This window comes from Paraburkholderia sp. SSBN10T, from assembly GCF_056619545.1.
In genome coordinates this window covers 221291-237336 of record NZ_JBWQQI010000005.1, presented here as the reverse complement: position 1 = coordinate 237336, position 16046 = coordinate 221291, and the positions used below count along the sequence as shown (strand labels likewise).

Sequence of the window (16046 nt, the reverse complement as noted above, 5' to 3'; positions counted from 1 at the left end):
AGACACAGACAATGAGCGATATTCAACGTTTCGAAACCAATCCGCGCCTCTCGCGCATCGTGATTCACAACGGCATCGTGTACCTCGCGGGGCTGACGGCGACCTCGCGCGACGGTGATGCGAAGGCGCAAACCGAGGAGATCCTGAGCAAACTGGACGGGCATCTGAAAACGGCAGGCACCGATAAGACGCGACTGTTGTCCGTGCAGATCTGGGTGGCCGATATGGCTCGCGACTTCGGTCCGATGAATGCCGCATGGGAAGCCTGGGTGCCTCGCGATGCGGCACCGGCGCGCGCGACTTGCGAGGCTGCGTTGGCGGCGCCGGAGATTCGCGTTGAGGTGATAGTGACCGCTGCGCTGTAAGCGGGTAGCTGCGCGTTCATCTGATTGATGAAGACGTGCTTCACATGAGCGGGCTCAGAAATGTCAGCCTTCGTCGCCGGATAGCTGCGCAACCAGTCGGTCACGATGCCGCGCGGCACCGGGTTTGAGCGAAGTACCCGGCGCAGGACGCGCTTTGCCGCGTCCTTGTCGTGCCGCTTTGGCACACTGGGCGAATGTAGCGCCGAACCTGCCGCACCAGCAACGGATTGTTTCGTATGTGACCACGACACCCCGTTCGAGCAACAGCTCCTCAATGTCGCGCAGGCTCAGGCTGAACCGGAATACCACCGAATCGCGCCGCTGATGACGACCGCAGGGAAGCGGTGACTGTGATAAAGCGATTTCGTTTTCTTCATCGCTTCATTCTACCGCTGATGCCCCTTCAACCCGATAGAGCCTTGAAGACAGCAGTGAAGTCGTGCGTATAAGAATTCATGCACCGATTGGTTTTTTATTGATGTTTTGCACAATAGATATTTCTCGATTTTTCTCACATTCGTCATCGAATTGACGCGGAAGGTAAGGGAATCCAGTCGACCGTCCGTGGCGCTTCATTGCAGAATCAATCGATGGTTTCCGATATCCATCGTCTTTAATTTATTTCAATAATTGAAATAATAATCATTGAATTTCCAGAAAAGATATGGAATTGACTTGAGTCAATACCCTGTGGGCCAGCGCGAATACATTCGTGACGAAGGGTGGAACGAAGTTGCATCTGTATCGTCGGCGCCGACGAAGGCACGCCGATCTGTCTGACCACAGGCTCGCGTTCATTGCGCAATCCGCGGTGCGGTTGCCGCAGCCGGGGCATCGGTCCCTGAACGTCCTCGTTGCCGGTGCGGCGAGCCGTTCTACCCGGCATTGCGCTGCGTGCGTTCGCGCCGGCGAAATCTCCTTTATGAGGATCGACAATGACGGCAAGTGAAGACTTATCCGCGCAGCCACATTCCTGGTTCAGGCTCAGGGACGGCAAGCTGGCGCGGCTCGAGGCGGCGCAGCCTTTCGCAAATGGCAAGGTGATCGATCGAAGCCATATCGTCGAGGCCCTGCAGGCGATCATCAAACCCGGGGACCGCGTGGCCCTCGAAGGCGACAACCAGAAGCAGGCGGACTTTCTTTCCCGGGCGCTCGCCGAAGTGGATCCGTCGCGGATCCATGATATCCATCTGCTGATCTCGACCATCAGCCGCGCCGAGCACCTCGACATCTTCGAGACGGGCATCGCGCGCAAGCTCGACTTTTCGTACGCGGGGCCGCAGAGCCTGCGCGTCGCGCAACTGCTGGAAGACGGCAAGCTGGAAGTCGGTGCGATCTATACGTATATCGAACTCTATGCGCGGATGTTCATTGATCTGACACCGAACGTCGCGCTCGTCTGCGCGGTCCAGGCCGATCGCGAAGGCAATCTGTATACGGGGCCCAACACCGAGGACACGCCGACGATCGTCGAGGCAGCCGCATTCCGGCACGGCGTGGTGATCGCCCAGGTCAATGAGATCGTCGATACGCTTCCGCGCGTCGATATCCCGTCTTCATGGGTCGATTTCGTCGTCGAGGCTGACCGGCCGTTCGCGATCGAACCACTCTTCACGCGCGACCCACGGCACATCGACGAGCTGCAGATTCTGATGGCAATGATGGTGATTCGCGGAATCTACGAGCGGCACGGCGTGAGCGCCTTGAATCACGGTATTGGCTTCGACACGGCCGCCGTCGAGCTTCTGTTGCCCACCTATGGGGAAGCGCTCGGTCTGAAGGGAAAGATCTGCCGCAACTGGGCGCTCAATCCCCATCCGACGTTGATTCCCGCGATCGAAAGCGGCTGGGTCGAGAGCATCCATTCGTTTGGCAGCGAGGTCGGCATGGAGGAATACATTCGTGCCCGCTCCGATATCTACTTCGTGGGCCACGACGGCAGCCTGCGCTCGAACCGGGTGCTATGCCAGCTCGCCGGCCAGTACGGCGTAGACCTTTTCATCGGCTCCACGCTGCAGATGGACGCCGACGCCAATTCGTCGACCGTCACGCTCGGGCGGCTTGCCGGGTTCGGCGGTGCGCCGAACATGGGACACGATCCCCACGGCCGGCGTCATAGCAGCAAGCCTTGGCTCGAGATGATCACTTCGCAGGCGCCGGTCGTGCGCGGCCACAAGCTCGTCGTGCAGACGGTCGAAACGTTCAGACCGGGTGGCGTACCGTCATTCGTCGAGCGTCTCGACGCGATCGAAGTGGGCAAGCGCAGCGGCATGGCGGTGGCGCCCGTGATGATCTATGGCGATGACGTCACGCACGTCGTCACCGAAGAGGGGATCGCTTACGTCTACAAGGTGCAGGGCGAGGAGCGGCGCGCCGCCATCGCGGCCGTCGCCGGCGCGACGGAGATCGGCCGCAGCGCCGAAGCGGGCCGCACCGCGGAGCTGCGCAGCCGCGGGATCGTCGCCTATCCGGAGGATCTTGGCGTCAGGCGCATCGATGCGAAGCGCTCGCTGCTTGCCGCACGCAGCATCGAAGATCTGGTGGCCTGGTCCGGAGGGCTCTATGCTCCGCCCGCACGCTTTCGCAACTGGTGATCGCCATGGACTTCGGCATTCACCGGCAGGAACCGATGACCGGCTTCCATGCATCAGGGTCCGGGGGACTTTCCGATACGGCGGACATGACGCGCTCGCGGCGTCCACACAAGGAGGCGGGCGTAGACCTGGCGTGCCAGCTGGCCGATGCGGCCGTGCAGGCGCTGCTCGACGAGGCGGAGCTGACACCCAAGCCAGCGCTCGTGGATCGCAGGGGCCGCGGCGCCCATACCGACCTCGATCTCTGCGTCATGCGGCGCTCGGCACACTCGTTGCGTCCTGGCTTTACCGCAATGGCGCACGCGGCGGCTTCGAGCCTGCCGAAGCGCCATCTGCGTGAAACACTCGGACGGATCGGCCGTGAGGCCGAACAGACGATGCTCGCGGTGACGGACGGCAGCAATGCGCATCGCGGTGCGATCTGGGTGATCGGTCTGCTGGTGGCGGGCACGGCGCGCGCGCGTGAGCGCAGCGCGGATGTGATTGCCGCAGAGGCCGCGGGCATCGCGCGCCAGCGGGACCGTTTCGTGCCCGCAGTGGTGTCGAATGGCCAGCATGTCAGCCGCCGCTATGGCGTGCGAGGGGCGCGCGGCGAGGCCGAGGACGGTTTTCCGCACGTCGTTTCGGTTGCCTTGCCGGCGCTTCGGGCGGCCCGGGGCGAGGGGCGCAGCGAAGACGCGGCCCGGCTCGATGCGCTCCTGTCGATCATGGCCTTGCTCGACGATACGTGCCTGTTGCATCGCGGCGGCATCGAGGCGCTATCCGCCGCCAAGCGCGGTGCGAGTGAAGTCATGGCCGCTGGCGGCAGCGGAACGTCCGCCGGACTGTGTCGGCTGGCGGCGCTCGATGCCGATCTGCTCACACGCAACGCGTCGCCTGGCGGGGCAGCCGATCTGCTCGCAGCCGCGCTGTTTCTTGACCATATCGAACGGGATGAGCGCTTGTCGATTCCCGTTCAACCAAGGAGTCGATGATCAATGGAAACCCTTCGATATGAGTATCCGGTTTCGAAGCCGGTCAAGCGTCGTGCCCACGTGGGCGTGGTTGGTTCGGGCGACCTTGAAGTGCTGATCGAGCCGGTGGACGGCAATACCGCACAGGTGGTGATCAATACCAGCGTCGACGGATTCGGGCGGGTATGGAAGACCGTCGTCGACCGCTTTTTCACGCGTTTTGACGGCCGTGTGGCGATTGAAATCAACGATTTCGGCGCGACACCGGGTGTCGTATTGCTGCGCCTGGAACAGGCTGTCGAGGAGTTGGAGCAATGAATGCACAGACTGATTGGAAGCGCTTTCTGGCGCGCAGAAGTTTCATCGAACTCGATGCGCGCGAGCGGACGATTGCGCTGCTGGACGCCGGCTCATTCCGCGAGATCGTCGGTCCGTTCGACCGGCTCAAGTCGCCGTGGCTGCCGATTCAGGGCATCGTGGCACAGGCAGACGACGGCGTCGTGATTGCGCGCGGAACGATCGACGGCGAGCCCGCCGTGGTTGCCGCGATCGAGAGCGCATACCAGGGCGGCAGTATGGGCGAGGTGTCGGGCGCGAAGATCGCCGGGGCGCTGGAGCTGGCACTGCGCGATAACGAAAACGGCATCCGGACCCGTGCGGTGCTGTTGCTGGAAACCGGTGGCGTGCGCCTGCAGGAGGCCAACCTCGGACTTGCTGCCATCGCTGAAATTCACGCGGCGATCGTCGCGTTGCGGCGCCACGTGCCGGTGGTAGGCGTGATTGGCGGAATGGTGGGCTGTTTCGGCGGAATGTCGCTTGCGGCCGCGCTGTGCAGCTATCTGATCGTTACGCGCGAAGCGCGTCTCGGCATGAACGGACCCGAGGTGATCGAGCAGGAAGCGGGTATCGAGGAAATCGATTCGTCCGACAGGGCACTGATCTGGAGTTTGATCGGCGGCGAGCAGCGGGCGCGGCTCGGCATGGTCGATGCGCTCGTCGAAGACGATGCCACGCAGATAGCGAAGCAGGTCCGCGCGACGTTCGCGCTAGGTATTCCCAAGGTGCATCGCTGCGAAGCGCTGGATACCTACCTGCCGCGCATCGGCGAAGTGGACACCAGCAAACAGCTTACAGGCGTCGAGCTTGCGACGCTTTGGGGAAACAAAGGAGATTCGAAATGAGCGATGCTCTCACGATGTCCGCCGGTCCTCATGCGAGCCGCGGGCGCGTATGGTTGCATGCATTGACGGGGCAGGAGGGGCAGGGATTCGGCCAGAGCCGCTCAGTGTTGTTCGCCGATGCGCCGCTCGGCGATAGGGATGCACGCTTTATCGCCGTGGTGCCCGACCCGGCGAACCGGTTTCCCCGTGCGCGCCAGGGTGAGGTCGGACTCGAGCAGGGCTGGGCGCTGGCAAACATCGTTCGGCAGACGATCGATGCGCATCGCGGCGGCGACGAACAGCGCCGTCCTATCGTCGCCGTGGTCGATGTTGTCGGCCAGGCTTATGGACGGCGTGAGGAACTGATGGGTATTCACATGGCCTGTGCCGCAGCGGCCAACGCTTATGCGCAGGCCCGGCTGGCGGGTCACCCGGTCATCGCGCTGATTGTCGGGCACGCCATGTCGGGCGCCTTTCTCGCACACGGCTACCAGGCGAACCGCATCGTCGCGCTGGATGCGCCCGACGTGCTGATCCACGCCATGGGACAGGCTGCCGCGGCCCGCATCACACGCCGCACGGTCGAACAGCTTGTCGAACTGGGCAATCGCATCCCGCCGATGTCGTACGACATCCGTCACTACGCGAAGCTTGGGTTGCTCGACAACCTGATCGAGGGTGTCGATGCGAACGCGCCGGATGCCGCCGCCGTGCAACAGGTACGCAAGGTGCTGGCCGGCACGCTTGACTCCATCCGGGAGGATGGCGTGCGCGATCTGTCGGCCCGCTACCGCTCGAAGGAGGCGCAGACGATGCGTGCGGCCTCGATCGAAGTACGCAAGCGCCTCGCGGAGCAATGGTAAGCGGCGACAAGGCAAAGACGTAGGACAGGGGCAGGTTCGCAAGGGCGCAGGGGCGGCTTTTCCGCTTGCGGCCAGGTTTGCCGGGCGGATTCCAGCCAGGCAGTAGCGCAAGGGTGGCCGAACCACGAAGGTGGTGAGCGACGTCTGCCGGGGCACGCTGCCTTGAGTCCCACCATATTTAACCAGCATCCATCAAGAGAAGAACATGTTCAACCTTATCGTTACCGCGCTGCTACCGGTCTTTCTGGTGCTCGCGCTGGGCTATTTCGCCGGCAGGCGCAAGCTCGTAGACAACCAGAATGTGTCGAGTCTCAATGTCCTGCTCATGCAGTTCGCGCTGCCGCTGACCTTGTTCATCTCGATCGCAAAGACACCGCAGTCGGTCATCATGCAGAATGGCCAACTGGCGCTTCTGCTCGCGTTGGGCCTCGTCATCGTGTATGCGATCGTCGGGTGGATGCACCGGAGGATCTTCGGCCTGTCGTTGTCTGACGCGGCGGTGCAGACGCTGACGATCGCGTTCCCGAATTTCGCGTCGATCGGCTTGCCGCTGGTGCTGCCGATCTTCGGGCAACAGGCGTCATTGTCGGTTGCGATCGCGATCGCAGTCGGCTCGGTCACCATCTCGCCAATGACGCTTGCGTTACTCGATCTGGACAAGGCGCGCCAGACGGATGCCGGTCATTCGGTATCCGCCGCACGCCAGTTCCTGATCGCACTCGGACATTCGGTGCGCAAGCCCATCTTCGTGGGACCGATGCTGGGTCTTGTCGTCGCGCTGATCGGCATCAAGCTCCCGGTGCTCGTCGCAACGGCATTGGGGCCGATCACGGCGGCCACGGCCGGCATCGGCCTGTTCCTGACCGGCCTGATGCTGTCCGCCCAGGTGATCAAGATCGACGCCGATGTCACCTTCGGCGCGGCGGTCAAGAACATCGTGCAGCCTCTGCTGGTTTTCGGACTGGCGAGACTCTTTCACTTCCCCGCAACGATTGCCGGCCAGGCGGCACTGCTGACCGCGATTCCGGCCGGATTCTTCGGACTGGTGTTCGGCGCGAGCAGCGGGGTCCGGCCGCCCGTCGCCGGTGCAACGTTGCTCGTTTCTTCGATCTGCAGCGTTGTTACGCTGTCGATTGCGATCTGGCTGCTTGCTCCGAAATAACCCGAAGGTATGCGTATGCGACGGAAACGCCGATAGGGATACTGGATGAGCGACGTCCAACCCAACAGGAACGAATCATGATGAACATTGCATTTCTCTTTCCTGGGCAAGGGGCGCAAACGCCCGGATTTCTGCACCGGTTGCCGACACACCCTGTCATCGCCGCGACGCTTGACGAAGCAGGTGCCGTTCTCGGCATGGATGCTCGCACGCTGGATACCGAGGCGGCGCTCGCTTCGACGGTCGCGGTCCAGTTGTCGGGGCTGATCGCGGGCATCGCAGTGACGCGCGCGCTGAATGCCGAAGGAGTCGAAGCCGATGCGGTCGCCGGGTTATCGAGCGGCGCCTACACCGCCGCGGTCGCGTGTGGTGCGCTGGATTTTGCAACGGCGCTACCGCTTCTCAAGCTGCGCGCGGAACTGATGGAGCGCGCCTATCCGCATGGCTTCGGGCTGGCAGCAGTGGTCGGGCTGGACGAAGCGCGCGTGGCACGGCTGATCGGCGAAATCGACACAGGTGGACAGCCGCTCTATATCGCGAACCTGAATGCGCAGACACAGATCGTGTTGGCCGGCAGCGACGCGGCGCTCGAAGTGGGCATCGAGGCGGCGAAGCGCGCCGGTGCGAGAAAGGCCCAGAAGATGGCGGTCAGTGTGCCGTCTCACTGCGCGCTGATGGACGATGTCGCGGCGAGACTCAGCGAAGCGGTGGCCCGCGTCGAGATTGCGCGGCCGCGGATTCCCTACGTCGGGAATGTCGGCGCGCGTGTGTTGAGAGAGCCGCGGGACATCGGGCGCGACCTGTCGAGCAACGTGGCTCATACGGTGCGCTGGCACGATTCGATGACGGTTCTGTATGAAATGGGCGTACGCTATTTCTTCGAAGCGCCGCCGGGGACGGTGTTGACCGGGCTGATTCACGAGTCCTTCGACGACGCGAAGGCACGTAGCCTGACCGATACGCCGATCGAGACGATCGTCTATCTGGCAAGACGTGCCCGGTCGTACTGAGGTGAGCGTCCACCATCCCCCTGCGAAACGCTTTGCATGTTCAGTCGAGAGATTTGCGGAATCGCAACACGCTGATTGTCAGCATGACCACGCCCAGTAGACCCATTGCCGCGAGTTGCGGCCATAGCACGGCAAAGCCAACGCCTTTGAGGAACACCGAGCGCAGCACGACGAGAAAATAGCGTAATGGATTGATCAGCGTGATCCATTGCATGATTCTGGGCATGGCTGCGATCGGAAACGCGAATCCCGACAGGATGAAAAGCGGGTTGATGAGAAAGAAATTCAGGGCAAATGCCTGTTGCTGAGTGCGCGAGAAGGTCGACAGCAGCAAGCCGAGACCGAGCGCCGCCAGCAGGAAAAGCGATGCGCCCGCCAGCATGACGAGCAGATTCCCGACGAACGGAACGTGAAACCACCAGACGCCGACCGCTGTAACGAGCGCGACGTCGCCCAGACCGATCAGGAAGAACGGCACGGTCTTGCCGAGGATGAATTCGACCGGCCTGATCGGGCTCACCATGATCTGCTCGAGCGTGCCGATCTCCCGCTCGCGAACCACCGCAAACGCCGTGAGGCTCACTACCTGCATCAGCGAGAGCGTGCCGACCACGCCTGGAATGAAAAACCAGCGGTCGTCGATGGCGTCGTTGTACCAGGGACGCTCGCGCAGCGAGACCGCCACGGTGGACCGCGCCGCTCCGGCAGACTGGGGCCAGGCCTCGCTTGTCTGGTCGGTCTGGAATTGCGTGACGATCTGGCTGACGTAACCGAGCGCGATGAGCGCCGTGTTGGAATTGGTGCCGTCCACGATGACCTGCAACGGCGCGCTGCGGCCGTCGTTCAGATATTGCGAGAACCCTGCATGGATCACGATTGCCATCGTCGCATCGCCGGTATCGATGTCATGGGTGATCTCCCGTTCCGTGCCGGCATTGTCCACGACGTAGAATTTGCCGGTGGCGGCGAAGTGAGAGACAAGGCTGCGGCTTGCCTGGCTATGGTCGAGATCGAGTATGGCGAGACTCACATGATTGACTGTGAAGGTCGCGGCGTAACCGTAGACGATGACCTGCAGCAACAGCGGCACGATAAGCCGGAACATTGCCCAGCGGTCGCGCTTGAGTTCGAGAAACTCCTTCATCAGCATAACCTGCAGGCGGTCGAACATGACGGGCTAGTCCAGGTGTTTGTGGAAGGCACGGGCGGCCATCCAGATGATGGCGAGCGCATACACCGCCAGCGCAAGGATCGGCGCGGCAAGCTCGGCAACGGTGCTGCCTTTCAGGAACACCGCGCGCAGGATCGTGATGTAGTAGCGCGCGTAGACCAGCAGGGTCGCAGCCTGAATCGGCGCGGGCATCTGGTCGATCGCAAAGGTGTAGCCCGACAGCATGCTGGTCGGCAGCATGGTCAGCAGCAGCGCGACCTGGCTCGCGCCGAGCTGGCTGCGAATGTGGACCGAGACCAGATAGCCGATGCCGAGCACGACGAGCGTAAAGAGCGCGGTGGTGGCGACCAGCGTGACGATGCTGCCGCGAAACGTCACGCCAAACCAGAAGATTGTGCTGAGCAGGCAGAACGTGGCGTTCGCGAGACCGATCGCAAAGTACGGCAGCAGCTTGCCGAGCATCATTTCGAGCGCGGTGATCGGGGTCGAGATGAGTTGCTCCATCGTTCCGCGTTCCCATTCGCGTGAAACCGTTAGTGACGTGAGCTGCGCGCCGACCAGCGCGAGAATCACCGCGACGACCCCCGGTATGATGAAATTGCGGCTGTCCAGTCCTTCGTTGAACCAGACACGCGGTTCCAGATCGACCTGGCCGACCGTTTGCGGCTGCAGCCCATGCGCCTGGTTCCAGCGGGACTGGAATCCGGCGGTGGTCTGGGCGATTACGCCCTGCGCATAGCCAATGGCGATATTGGTCGTATTGGCGTCGGTCGCATCGAACACGGTTTGCACCGAGGCGACGCCGGTCGTCGTGAACACGCGCGAAAAATCGACTGGAATGGTGACCACGCCGGCACAGGTACCGCGGTCCATCGCGTCGCGCAGCGCGCGCTCGTTGTCCAGAGGGTGGACGGCCGAGAACCACTTCGACGAGACGAAGTTCTGCACGAGTTCGCGGCTGATCTGGCTATGTTCCTGGTCGTCGACGCACAACGGTATGCGTCTGATGTCCAGACTGACGCCATAGCCCAGGAGCACCATCTGCAGTAGCGGCATGAGCAGTGCAATCGCGAGGCTGCGCGGGTCGCGCCAGATCTGCAGCGTTTCCTTATAGGCCATTGCCAGCAGGCGTCTCAGGTTCATTGCGGATGGGCGCCTTTGTCCGTGCGGGAGACAATCCGCACAAACACATCCTCGAGGCTTGGATGGATGGCGCGGGGCGGTGTCGATTCGATGTGCCGTTGCGCCAGTCGCGCCACGAGCCCGGCTTCAGTCATACCGGTGCGCATCAGCACGTGCAGCCGGTCGCCGAAGATCGCGGCGTCGATCACATCCGGCGCCTCGCGTAACGCTGCAAGGGCGGCACCAAGCGGCGCGCAGACCAGTTCGAACAGATTGCCGCCGAGGTTGTGCTCGCGCAGGGCGCCCGGACTGCCGATCGCTACCAGCCGGCCCGCGTCGATCAGCGCAATGCGGTGGCAGTACTCCGCTTCTTCCATATAGTGCGTGGACACCAGCACGGTCACGCCGCTCGCGGCAAGTTCGTGAATCAGATCCCAGAAGCGCCGGCGCGCTTCCGGTTCGACACCCGAGGTCGGTTCGTCGAGAAACAGCACGGGCGGGCGATGCAGGATCGCGCAGCCGAGCGCGAGCCGTTGTTTCCAGCCGCCGGCGAGCGTGCGCACGAGCGTATCGTCGCGTCCCTCCAGTCCCGCCATGGCGATGGCGCGCCGGATCCGCTCGTCGATCTCGGGCCGGGGCACCCGGTAGATACCGCAGAAAAAACGCAGATTTTCGCGGCAGGTCAGGTCGCCGTATAACGAAAATTTCTGCGACATGTAGCCGATGTGGGCGCGCAGTGCTTCGGCCTGGGTACCGACATCGAAACCGGCCACTGATGCCTGTCCGGCGCTCGGCGAGAGCAGTCCACACAGCATGCGGATGGTGGTCGACTTGCCCGCTCCGTTGGGGCCGATGAAGCCGACGACTTCGCCTTTGCTGATGGACAGATCGAGGCGATCCACCGCGGTGAAGGTGCCGAACCGTTTGGTCAGGCCGCTCGCCTTGACGACGGGGTCCGCGGGATTGGTCATGCTGCGCTTCCCGACCCGACGAGGGCGACAAAGACATCTTCGATGCCGGGTTCGACAGGCGTAATCGTCGCGTAGGCGATTGTCTTGCCGGCAAGGAGGGTGCCCAGTTCCGGCGTGCGGCGCGCGGCGTCATCGACTCGCACATGCACGCGGTCGCCCATCAGCAATGCTCCCAGCACACCCGGCGCGTCGACGAGCGCGTCGTGCACCGCGCGCGGGTCGGGTGCGACGACGGCGAGCAGTGCCCCCGGCATGGCTTGCTTGAGCCGCGCGGGCGTGTCGCATTGGCGGACTTCGCCGGCATGCAGCAACGCCAGACGTGAGCAGCGCTCGGCCTCGTCCATATACGCGGTGGACAGCACGATGGTGACGCCGCTTTCACGCAGGTTGTACAGGATTTCCCAGAAATCACGCCGTGACACAGGGTCCACGCCGGTTGTCGGTTCGTCGAGCAACAGCACGCGTGGTGTGTGAATCAAGGCGCAGACGAGACCGAGCTTCTGCTTCATGCCGCCGGACAACTGGCCGGCCAGGCGTTGCCTGAACGGCACGAGGCCCGCCGCCTCGAGGAGCTGGCCGCTGCGCTCGCGCTGCGTCTTGCGCGGCACGCTGAACAGCTCGCCATAGAACGAGACGTTCTCGGCGACGGTCAGATCCTCATACAGGCCGAAGCGCTGCGGCATGTAACTGAGCGCCGCCTTGGCGCGCTCGGGCGCGGCCACCACGTCGATATCATCCAGCCGGATTTCCCCGGAATCGGGGCGCAGCACGCCAGCGAGCATGCGCATGATCGTGGTTTTGCCCGCGCCGTCCGGTCCGACAAGCCCGAAGATTTCCCCTCGCGCGATGTCGAAGCTGATGCCGCGCACGGCGTGCACGGTCCCGAAGCTGCGCACCAGCACGTGCGCGTGGATGGCTGGGATTGGCGGCGTGGTGCTCATTTTCCTGGCGCCAGCAGTGCTATCGACGCATCGGCGGGCATGCCCGGCAACAGTTCGTGGGTTGGGTTGTCGATATCGACACGAATCCGGTACACCAGCGTCACGCGCTCCGCGTGCGTCTCGACGGTTTTCGGCGTGAACTCGGCCTGCGGGGAAATGAAACTGATACGACCGCGATAGGTCTTGCCGGGATAAGAGTCGGTCGTCACGTCGACGGCCTCGTGCAGACGAACCTTGCCGATATCGGGCTCGTTCACATAGGCGCGCAGCCAGACATGGTCCAGTTCGTCGAGCGTAAAGATGGCGACACCGGCGCCCGCAAGCTGACCGAGTTCCGCTTCGCGCACGGCGATCACCCCGTCAAAGGGAGCGCGTAGCACCGTGTAAGACAGCATCACCTGATCGAGCTTGAGCTTTGCGTCGGCGGCGGCCTGGTTCGCGCGCGCAAGTGCGATGTTGTTGCGTGCGACTTCCACTAGTGCCTGATCGTGCGCGAGCGTGGCGGCGGATTGCCGCTCGGCGGTAAAGGCGAGATCGCGCGCCTGAACGGCGATTGCGTTGTTTTTCACAAGGGTTTCGTCACGCGCGAGGTCGAGTTGCTTTTCGGCAAGATCGAACTGGTCGCTGATGACGCTGTTACGAGCGGCGGCTAGTGTGCTTTCGTTTGCACTGATCTGCGCGGTTGTAACGTCCAGGTCGGTGCGGTCAATTTCGGTCTGCTGACGATACAGATGATCGTCGAGCCGTGCGAGCACCGTATCGCGTTTGACGTAGGCACCTTCGTCAAACGGTAGAAAGACAATCGGCGCCTGCACCTGAGTGACGCTCAGAACGCTTTCGTGCGCCTCGATGTTGCCGGATACGATGATCCGGTTGGCGTCCTGAGAGGGGCCGAACAGCGTCGGCCAGCGCCACGCGCCGTAACCTCCGATCGCGACAACGAGAAGCGCGAGCGCCAGCAGAACCTGCAGGCGGTGAGCCGATACCGTAGTGTGAAGTTTATCGAACACTGTTCTTTCGCGTTTTTGTTGTGACGAAACCGTTGGGTCATCCTCAATATCGGCGCCGCCGGATCATCTCGACGTGTCTGCGTCCTCGCTGCTGCCGTACGAGCTCCAGCGCCTCGCCGTGTCGCGCTCGGCCGGCGTCAGGGCCGGATAGTCGGTGTAGCCTGCAGCGCCGCCGCCAAAGAACGTCGCCCGGTCGGCAACGTTCAGCCGTGCTCCGATCCGCAGACGTTCCACGAGGTCCGGGTTGGCGATGTAGTGCCTGCCGAACGAGACGAGATCCGCGAGATTGTGCCGACGCGCGTTCAGCGCCAGTTCCAGGTCATAGCCGTTATTCGCCATGTAGAGTCCCTTGAACGATCGCCGCAGATGCTGGAAGTCGAATCCGTCCGGCTGCTCGCGCGGCCCCTGCGTCACGCCTTCGATGACATGGATATAGGCCAGACCGAATGCATTCAGTTGCCCGGCAACGTACCCATACGTTGCGGCGGGATCGCTGTCGAGAGCCGCGCCGTTGACGGGGCTGACCGGCGACAGACGAATACCGGTGCGCTCGCCGCCGCAGACTTCGGCGACCGCTTCGACCACTTCGAGCAGAAAACGCGCACGGTTTTCCCGCGAACCGCCATAGGCATCGGTGCGCCTGTTGGTGCTGTCGCGCAGGAACTGCTCGATGAGGTAGCCGTTGGCCGCATGGATCTCGACGCCGTCGAAGCCAGCCGCCAGCGCGTTTTGTGCCGCACGGCGATACTGTTCGACGATCTGGGGAATTTCCGCTGCATCCAGCGCGCGCGGTGTCGGGCAGGGCTGGAAGCCCGACGCGGTATAGGACGTAGCATCCGGTCTGAGCGCCGAAGGCGCGACCGGCAGCACGCCGCCTGGCTGCAAGGACGGGTGGGAGATCCGGCCGACGTGCCAGAGTTGCGGGAAAATCCTGCCGCCTCGGGCGTGGACGCCTTCTGTTACCTGCCGCCAGCCTTCGATCTGCATGTCGTCATAGATGCCTGGCGTCAACGCATAGCCTCTTGCAGTGGGCGAGATGTTGACGCCCTCGCTGATGATCAGTCCGGCCGAGGCCCGCTGCGCATAGTATTCGGCAATCAGCGCACCGGGGATGCCGTGTTCGTCAGCGCGGCTGCGCGTCAGCGGCGCCATGACGATACGGTTTGCCAACTGGGAGGGCCCAAGTTGAACCGGTTGAAACAGGTCACTGAGCGTCTGGGCCGTTTCTATCGTGCTTGCCATCGATCTCTCCTCGCGTGCCGCCCGGCGCGGGGCCGGATAGCGGTGGCCGGCAGCGCGTGCACCGGAACACCACGAGCGTAGACCGTCAAGGGCGGGCACCTTTGACCTTGGTCAACGAGGGAATCGATCAATCCACACAGACAAGCGTGTCGCTAGCCGTCGTCACCGGTGATTGACCGGGCTGAACACAATTTGATCCAACGCAAGTCAGGTGCAATCTGTCGAGCGTCTACTTGATAGGCGCGTGGCTTCCTTCCAAGCCATTTCGCCATCGAAAGTGACCGGGAAGCATTTGCTTTCCGGTATTCCTTGAGGAGAGTATTCATGCAGTCCTACATGACCATGACGGCGCTTCTGGCCGTCTCCACACTGCTTGCCGTTGCAACGTTCAGACGCATGACCGTCACCCGGATGACCACTCAAAAAATCGCGGCGCGGCGTCGGGCGCCGTGAAAGATCTGCCACTTGCCGACGTCTATCAGTTGCTGGAACCCGGTCCTGTTGTCCTGCTTACGACCTGTCATAACGGACGCACCAACGTTATGACGATGTCGTGGCACATGATGGTCGAATTTACGCCGCCGCTGGTGGCGTGTGTCGTCAGCCGTGCGGATTACAGTTTCGCCGCGTTGCGGGCGACCCGCGAATGCGTCATTGCCGTTCCGGGGGTGGAGCTTGCGCCGAAAGTGGTCAAGATCGGTAATTGCTCGGGACGCGAGATCGACAAATTCGAGACCATTGGTTTGACGCCACTACCGGCTGAATGCATCTCACCGCCGCTGATCGCGGAATGCTTCGCCAATCTCGAATGCAGGGTAGTCGAGACGCGGTTAGTGAACAAATACGACCTCTTCGTGCTGGAAGTGCTGAAAGCATGGAGGGATCCGCGTCAGCGCAATCCGAAGACAATTCACCATTGCGGATATGGTGTCTTCGTCGTCGATGGCGAAACGATCCGGCTGAAGTCAAGAATGCCGTGACGAATCACCAATCAGGATGGCTCTGTCAGGTTGATGGTGCGGCAGGTTCGCGACGCTATGATCGCCCAGTTGTGCCAAAGCGGTGCGACAAGGCCGCGGGCAAAGCGCTTTTTCAAACGGGTGCTGCGTTCCGCGGCCGCGCCGCGCAAGATTGTCACTGACCAGTTGCGCAGCTACCCGGCTGCGAAGGCGGAGATTCCGGCGCTGGCCGGCGTGAAGCACGTGTTCGTGAAGGTCGCGGCCCGGGTGAACAACCGGGCGGAGAACAGCCACCAGCCGACGCGCGAGCGCGAACGCCGCATGCGCGGATTCCGGGACCCGAGACGTACGCAGGCGTTCCTGTCGAGCTTTGGTCCGATCCGGCAGCATTTTGCGATCGGGCGACACCTGCTTCGCGCTTCGGCTTACCGCAGGCAGCTCGCCGTGCGCTTCGAATCGTGGCACACCTTCACCGGTGTCGCCCAGAATCCGTCTGCCACTTTTTGAATGGCTGTTGTACTTG

General features: G+C 62.7%; 16 protein-coding genes and 2 pseudogenes. 11 read left to right on the top strand and 7 right to left on the bottom strand.

The features are described 5' to 3' along the window. Positions 1–11 precede the first annotated feature (11 nt). On the top strand, positions 12–365 hold the full coding sequence (locus tag AC1ECK_RS10190) for a RidA family protein (protein WP_480318504.1): 354 nt from the start codon (positions 12–14) through the stop codon (positions 363–365). A 26-nt stretch (positions 366–391) separates the two neighbouring features. Here AC1ECK_RS10190 and AC1ECK_RS10185 read toward each other — a convergent pair. After that, positions 392–742: pseudogene (locus AC1ECK_RS10185) on the bottom strand (IS6 family transposase); the annotation flags it as partial. Between the two features lie 558 nt (positions 743–1300). Between AC1ECK_RS10185 and mdcA the strand changes: the two are divergent. From mdcA to mdcH, 7 genes are all read left to right on the top strand, one after another. Then, on the top strand, positions 1301–2959 hold the full coding sequence (gene mdcA / locus AC1ECK_RS10180; RefSeq protein WP_480318502.1) for a malonate decarboxylase subunit alpha: 1659 nt from the start codon (positions 1301–1303) through the stop codon (positions 2957–2959). 5 nt (positions 2960–2964) lie between these two features. Continuing rightward, the gene (locus AC1ECK_RS10175; RefSeq protein ID WP_480318500.1) at positions 2965–3933 is read left to right on the top strand and encodes a triphosphoribosyl-dephospho-CoA synthase; all 969 of its coding nucleotides are present in this window, start codon (positions 2965–2967) and stop codon (positions 3931–3933) included. 3 nt (positions 3934–3936) lie between these two features. After that, positions 3937–4230, top strand: a complete 294-nt coding sequence (locus AC1ECK_RS10170) for a malonate decarboxylase subunit delta (RefSeq protein ID WP_480318498.1) — start codon at positions 3937–3939, stop codon at positions 4228–4230. Then, positions 4227–5093 (top strand): biotin-independent malonate decarboxylase subunit beta, encoded by an 867-nt coding sequence (locus AC1ECK_RS10165; RefSeq protein WP_480318496.1) that lies wholly within the window; start codon positions 4227–4229, stop codon positions 5091–5093. The genes AC1ECK_RS10170 and AC1ECK_RS10165 overlap by 4 nt, the downstream gene beginning before the upstream one ends. After that, on the top strand, positions 5090–5935 hold the full coding sequence (mdcE, locus tag AC1ECK_RS10160) for a biotin-independent malonate decarboxylase subunit gamma (RefSeq protein WP_480318494.1): 846 nt from the start codon (positions 5090–5092) through the stop codon (positions 5933–5935). The genes AC1ECK_RS10165 and mdcE overlap by 4 nt, the downstream gene beginning before the upstream one ends. Positions 5936–6140: 205 nt before the next feature. Continuing rightward, entirely contained in the window at positions 6141–7097 is a 957-nt protein-coding gene (locus AC1ECK_RS10155) for an AEC family transporter (RefSeq protein WP_480318492.1), read from the top strand. A 77-nt stretch (positions 7098–7174) separates the two neighbouring features. After that, entirely contained in the window at positions 7175–8107 is a 933-nt protein-coding gene (gene mdcH / locus AC1ECK_RS10150) for a malonate decarboxylase subunit epsilon (protein ID WP_480318490.1), read from the top strand. Positions 8108–8147: 40 nt separating this feature from the next. Here the strand turns inward: mdcH and AC1ECK_RS10145 are convergent, their stop codons facing one another. The 6 genes from AC1ECK_RS10145 to AC1ECK_RS10120 form a co-directional block, all read right to left on the bottom strand. Further along, positions 8148–9278, bottom strand: coding sequence for an ABC transporter permease (locus AC1ECK_RS10145; protein WP_480318488.1), 1131 nt, complete (start codon positions 9276–9278; stop codon positions 8148–8150). A 6-nt stretch (positions 9279–9284) separates the two neighbouring features. Beyond that, entirely contained in the window at positions 9285–10421 is a 1137-nt protein-coding gene (locus AC1ECK_RS10140; RefSeq protein WP_480318486.1) for an ABC transporter permease, read from the bottom strand. Next, positions 10418–11371 carry an ABC transporter ATP-binding protein gene (locus AC1ECK_RS10135; RefSeq protein ID WP_480318484.1) on the bottom strand — a complete coding sequence of 318 codons (954 nt, stop codon included), beginning with the start codon at positions 11369–11371 and terminating at the stop codon, positions 10418–10420. The genes AC1ECK_RS10140 and AC1ECK_RS10135 overlap by 4 nt, the downstream gene beginning before the upstream one ends. Further along, positions 11368–12312, bottom strand: coding sequence for an ABC transporter ATP-binding protein (locus AC1ECK_RS10130; protein ID WP_480318482.1), 945 nt, complete (start codon positions 12310–12312; stop codon positions 11368–11370). The genes AC1ECK_RS10135 and AC1ECK_RS10130 overlap by 4 nt, the downstream gene beginning before the upstream one ends. Next, positions 12309–13322 carry an HlyD family secretion protein gene (locus AC1ECK_RS10125; protein ID WP_480318480.1) on the bottom strand — a complete coding sequence of 338 codons (1014 nt, stop codon included), beginning with the start codon at positions 13320–13322 and terminating at the stop codon, positions 12309–12311. The genes AC1ECK_RS10130 and AC1ECK_RS10125 overlap by 4 nt, the downstream gene beginning before the upstream one ends. Positions 13323–13385: 63 nt before the next feature. Beyond that, positions 13386–14564 (bottom strand): alkene reductase, encoded by a 1179-nt coding sequence (locus AC1ECK_RS10120; RefSeq protein ID WP_480318478.1) that lies wholly within the window; start codon positions 14562–14564, stop codon positions 13386–13388. A gap of 324 nt (positions 14565–14888) precedes the next feature. On the opposite strand from AC1ECK_RS10120, the gene AC1ECK_RS10115 reads away from it, so the two are divergent. The 3 genes and pseudogenes from AC1ECK_RS10115 to AC1ECK_RS10105 form a co-directional block, all read left to right on the top strand. After that, positions 14889–15017, top strand: coding sequence for a hypothetical protein (locus AC1ECK_RS10115; RefSeq protein ID WP_480318476.1), 129 nt, complete (start codon positions 14889–14891; stop codon positions 15015–15017). Continuing rightward, positions 15014–15544 (top strand): flavin reductase family protein, encoded by a 531-nt coding sequence (locus AC1ECK_RS10110; RefSeq protein WP_480318474.1) that lies wholly within the window; start codon positions 15014–15016, stop codon positions 15542–15544. The genes AC1ECK_RS10115 and AC1ECK_RS10110 overlap by 4 nt, the downstream gene beginning before the upstream one ends. A 96-nt stretch (positions 15545–15640) precedes the next feature. After that, positions 15641–16030 (top strand): annotated as a pseudogene (locus AC1ECK_RS10105) (DDE-type integrase/transposase/recombinase); the annotation flags it as partial. Positions 16031–16046: the final 16 nt, after the last annotated feature.

What these genes read in the sequence shown, in the direction of transcription:
- AC1ECK_RS10120 (WP_480318478.1), bottom strand. Translation starts at nt 14,564, where the DNA reads ATGGCAAGCACGATAGAAACGGCCCAGACGCTCAGTGACCTGTTTCAA.
- AC1ECK_RS10190 (WP_480318504.1), top strand. Translation starts at nt 12, where the DNA reads ATGAGCGATATTCAACGTTTCGAAACCAATCCGCGCCTCTCGCGCATC.
- AC1ECK_RS10130 (WP_480318482.1), bottom strand. Translation starts at nt 12,312, where the DNA reads ATGAGCACCACGCCGCCAATCCCAGCCATCCACGCGCACGTGCTGGTG.
- AC1ECK_RS10115 (WP_480318476.1), top strand. Translation starts at nt 14,889, where the DNA reads ATGCAGTCCTACATGACCATGACGGCGCTTCTGGCCGTCTCCACACTG.
- mdcA (WP_480318502.1), top strand. Translation starts at nt 1,301, where the DNA reads ATGACGGCAAGTGAAGACTTATCCGCGCAGCCACATTCCTGGTTCAGG.
- AC1ECK_RS10145 (WP_480318488.1), bottom strand. Translation starts at nt 9,278, where the DNA reads ATGTTCGACCGCCTGCAGGTTATGCTGATGAAGGAGTTTCTCGAACTC.
- mdcE (WP_480318494.1), top strand. Translation starts at nt 5,090, where the DNA reads ATGAGCGATGCTCTCACGATGTCCGCCGGTCCTCATGCGAGCCGCGGG.
- AC1ECK_RS10140 (WP_480318486.1), bottom strand. Translation starts at nt 10,421, where the DNA reads ATGAACCTGAGACGCCTGCTGGCAATGGCCTATAAGGAAACGCTGCAG.
- AC1ECK_RS10165 (WP_480318496.1), top strand. Translation starts at nt 4,227, where the DNA reads ATGAATGCACAGACTGATTGGAAGCGCTTTCTGGCGCGCAGAAGTTTC.
- AC1ECK_RS10135 (WP_480318484.1), bottom strand. Translation starts at nt 11,371, where the DNA reads ATGACCAATCCCGCGGACCCCGTCGTCAAGGCGAGCGGCCTGACCAAA.
- AC1ECK_RS10170 (WP_480318498.1), top strand. Translation starts at nt 3,937, where the DNA reads ATGGAAACCCTTCGATATGAGTATCCGGTTTCGAAGCCGGTCAAGCGT.
- mdcH (WP_480318490.1), top strand. Translation starts at nt 7,175, where the DNA reads ATGATGAACATTGCATTTCTCTTTCCTGGGCAAGGGGCGCAAACGCCC.
- AC1ECK_RS10155 (WP_480318492.1), top strand. Translation starts at nt 6,141, where the DNA reads ATGTTCAACCTTATCGTTACCGCGCTGCTACCGGTCTTTCTGGTGCTC.
- AC1ECK_RS10175 (WP_480318500.1), top strand. Translation starts at nt 2,965, where the DNA reads ATGGACTTCGGCATTCACCGGCAGGAACCGATGACCGGCTTCCATGCA.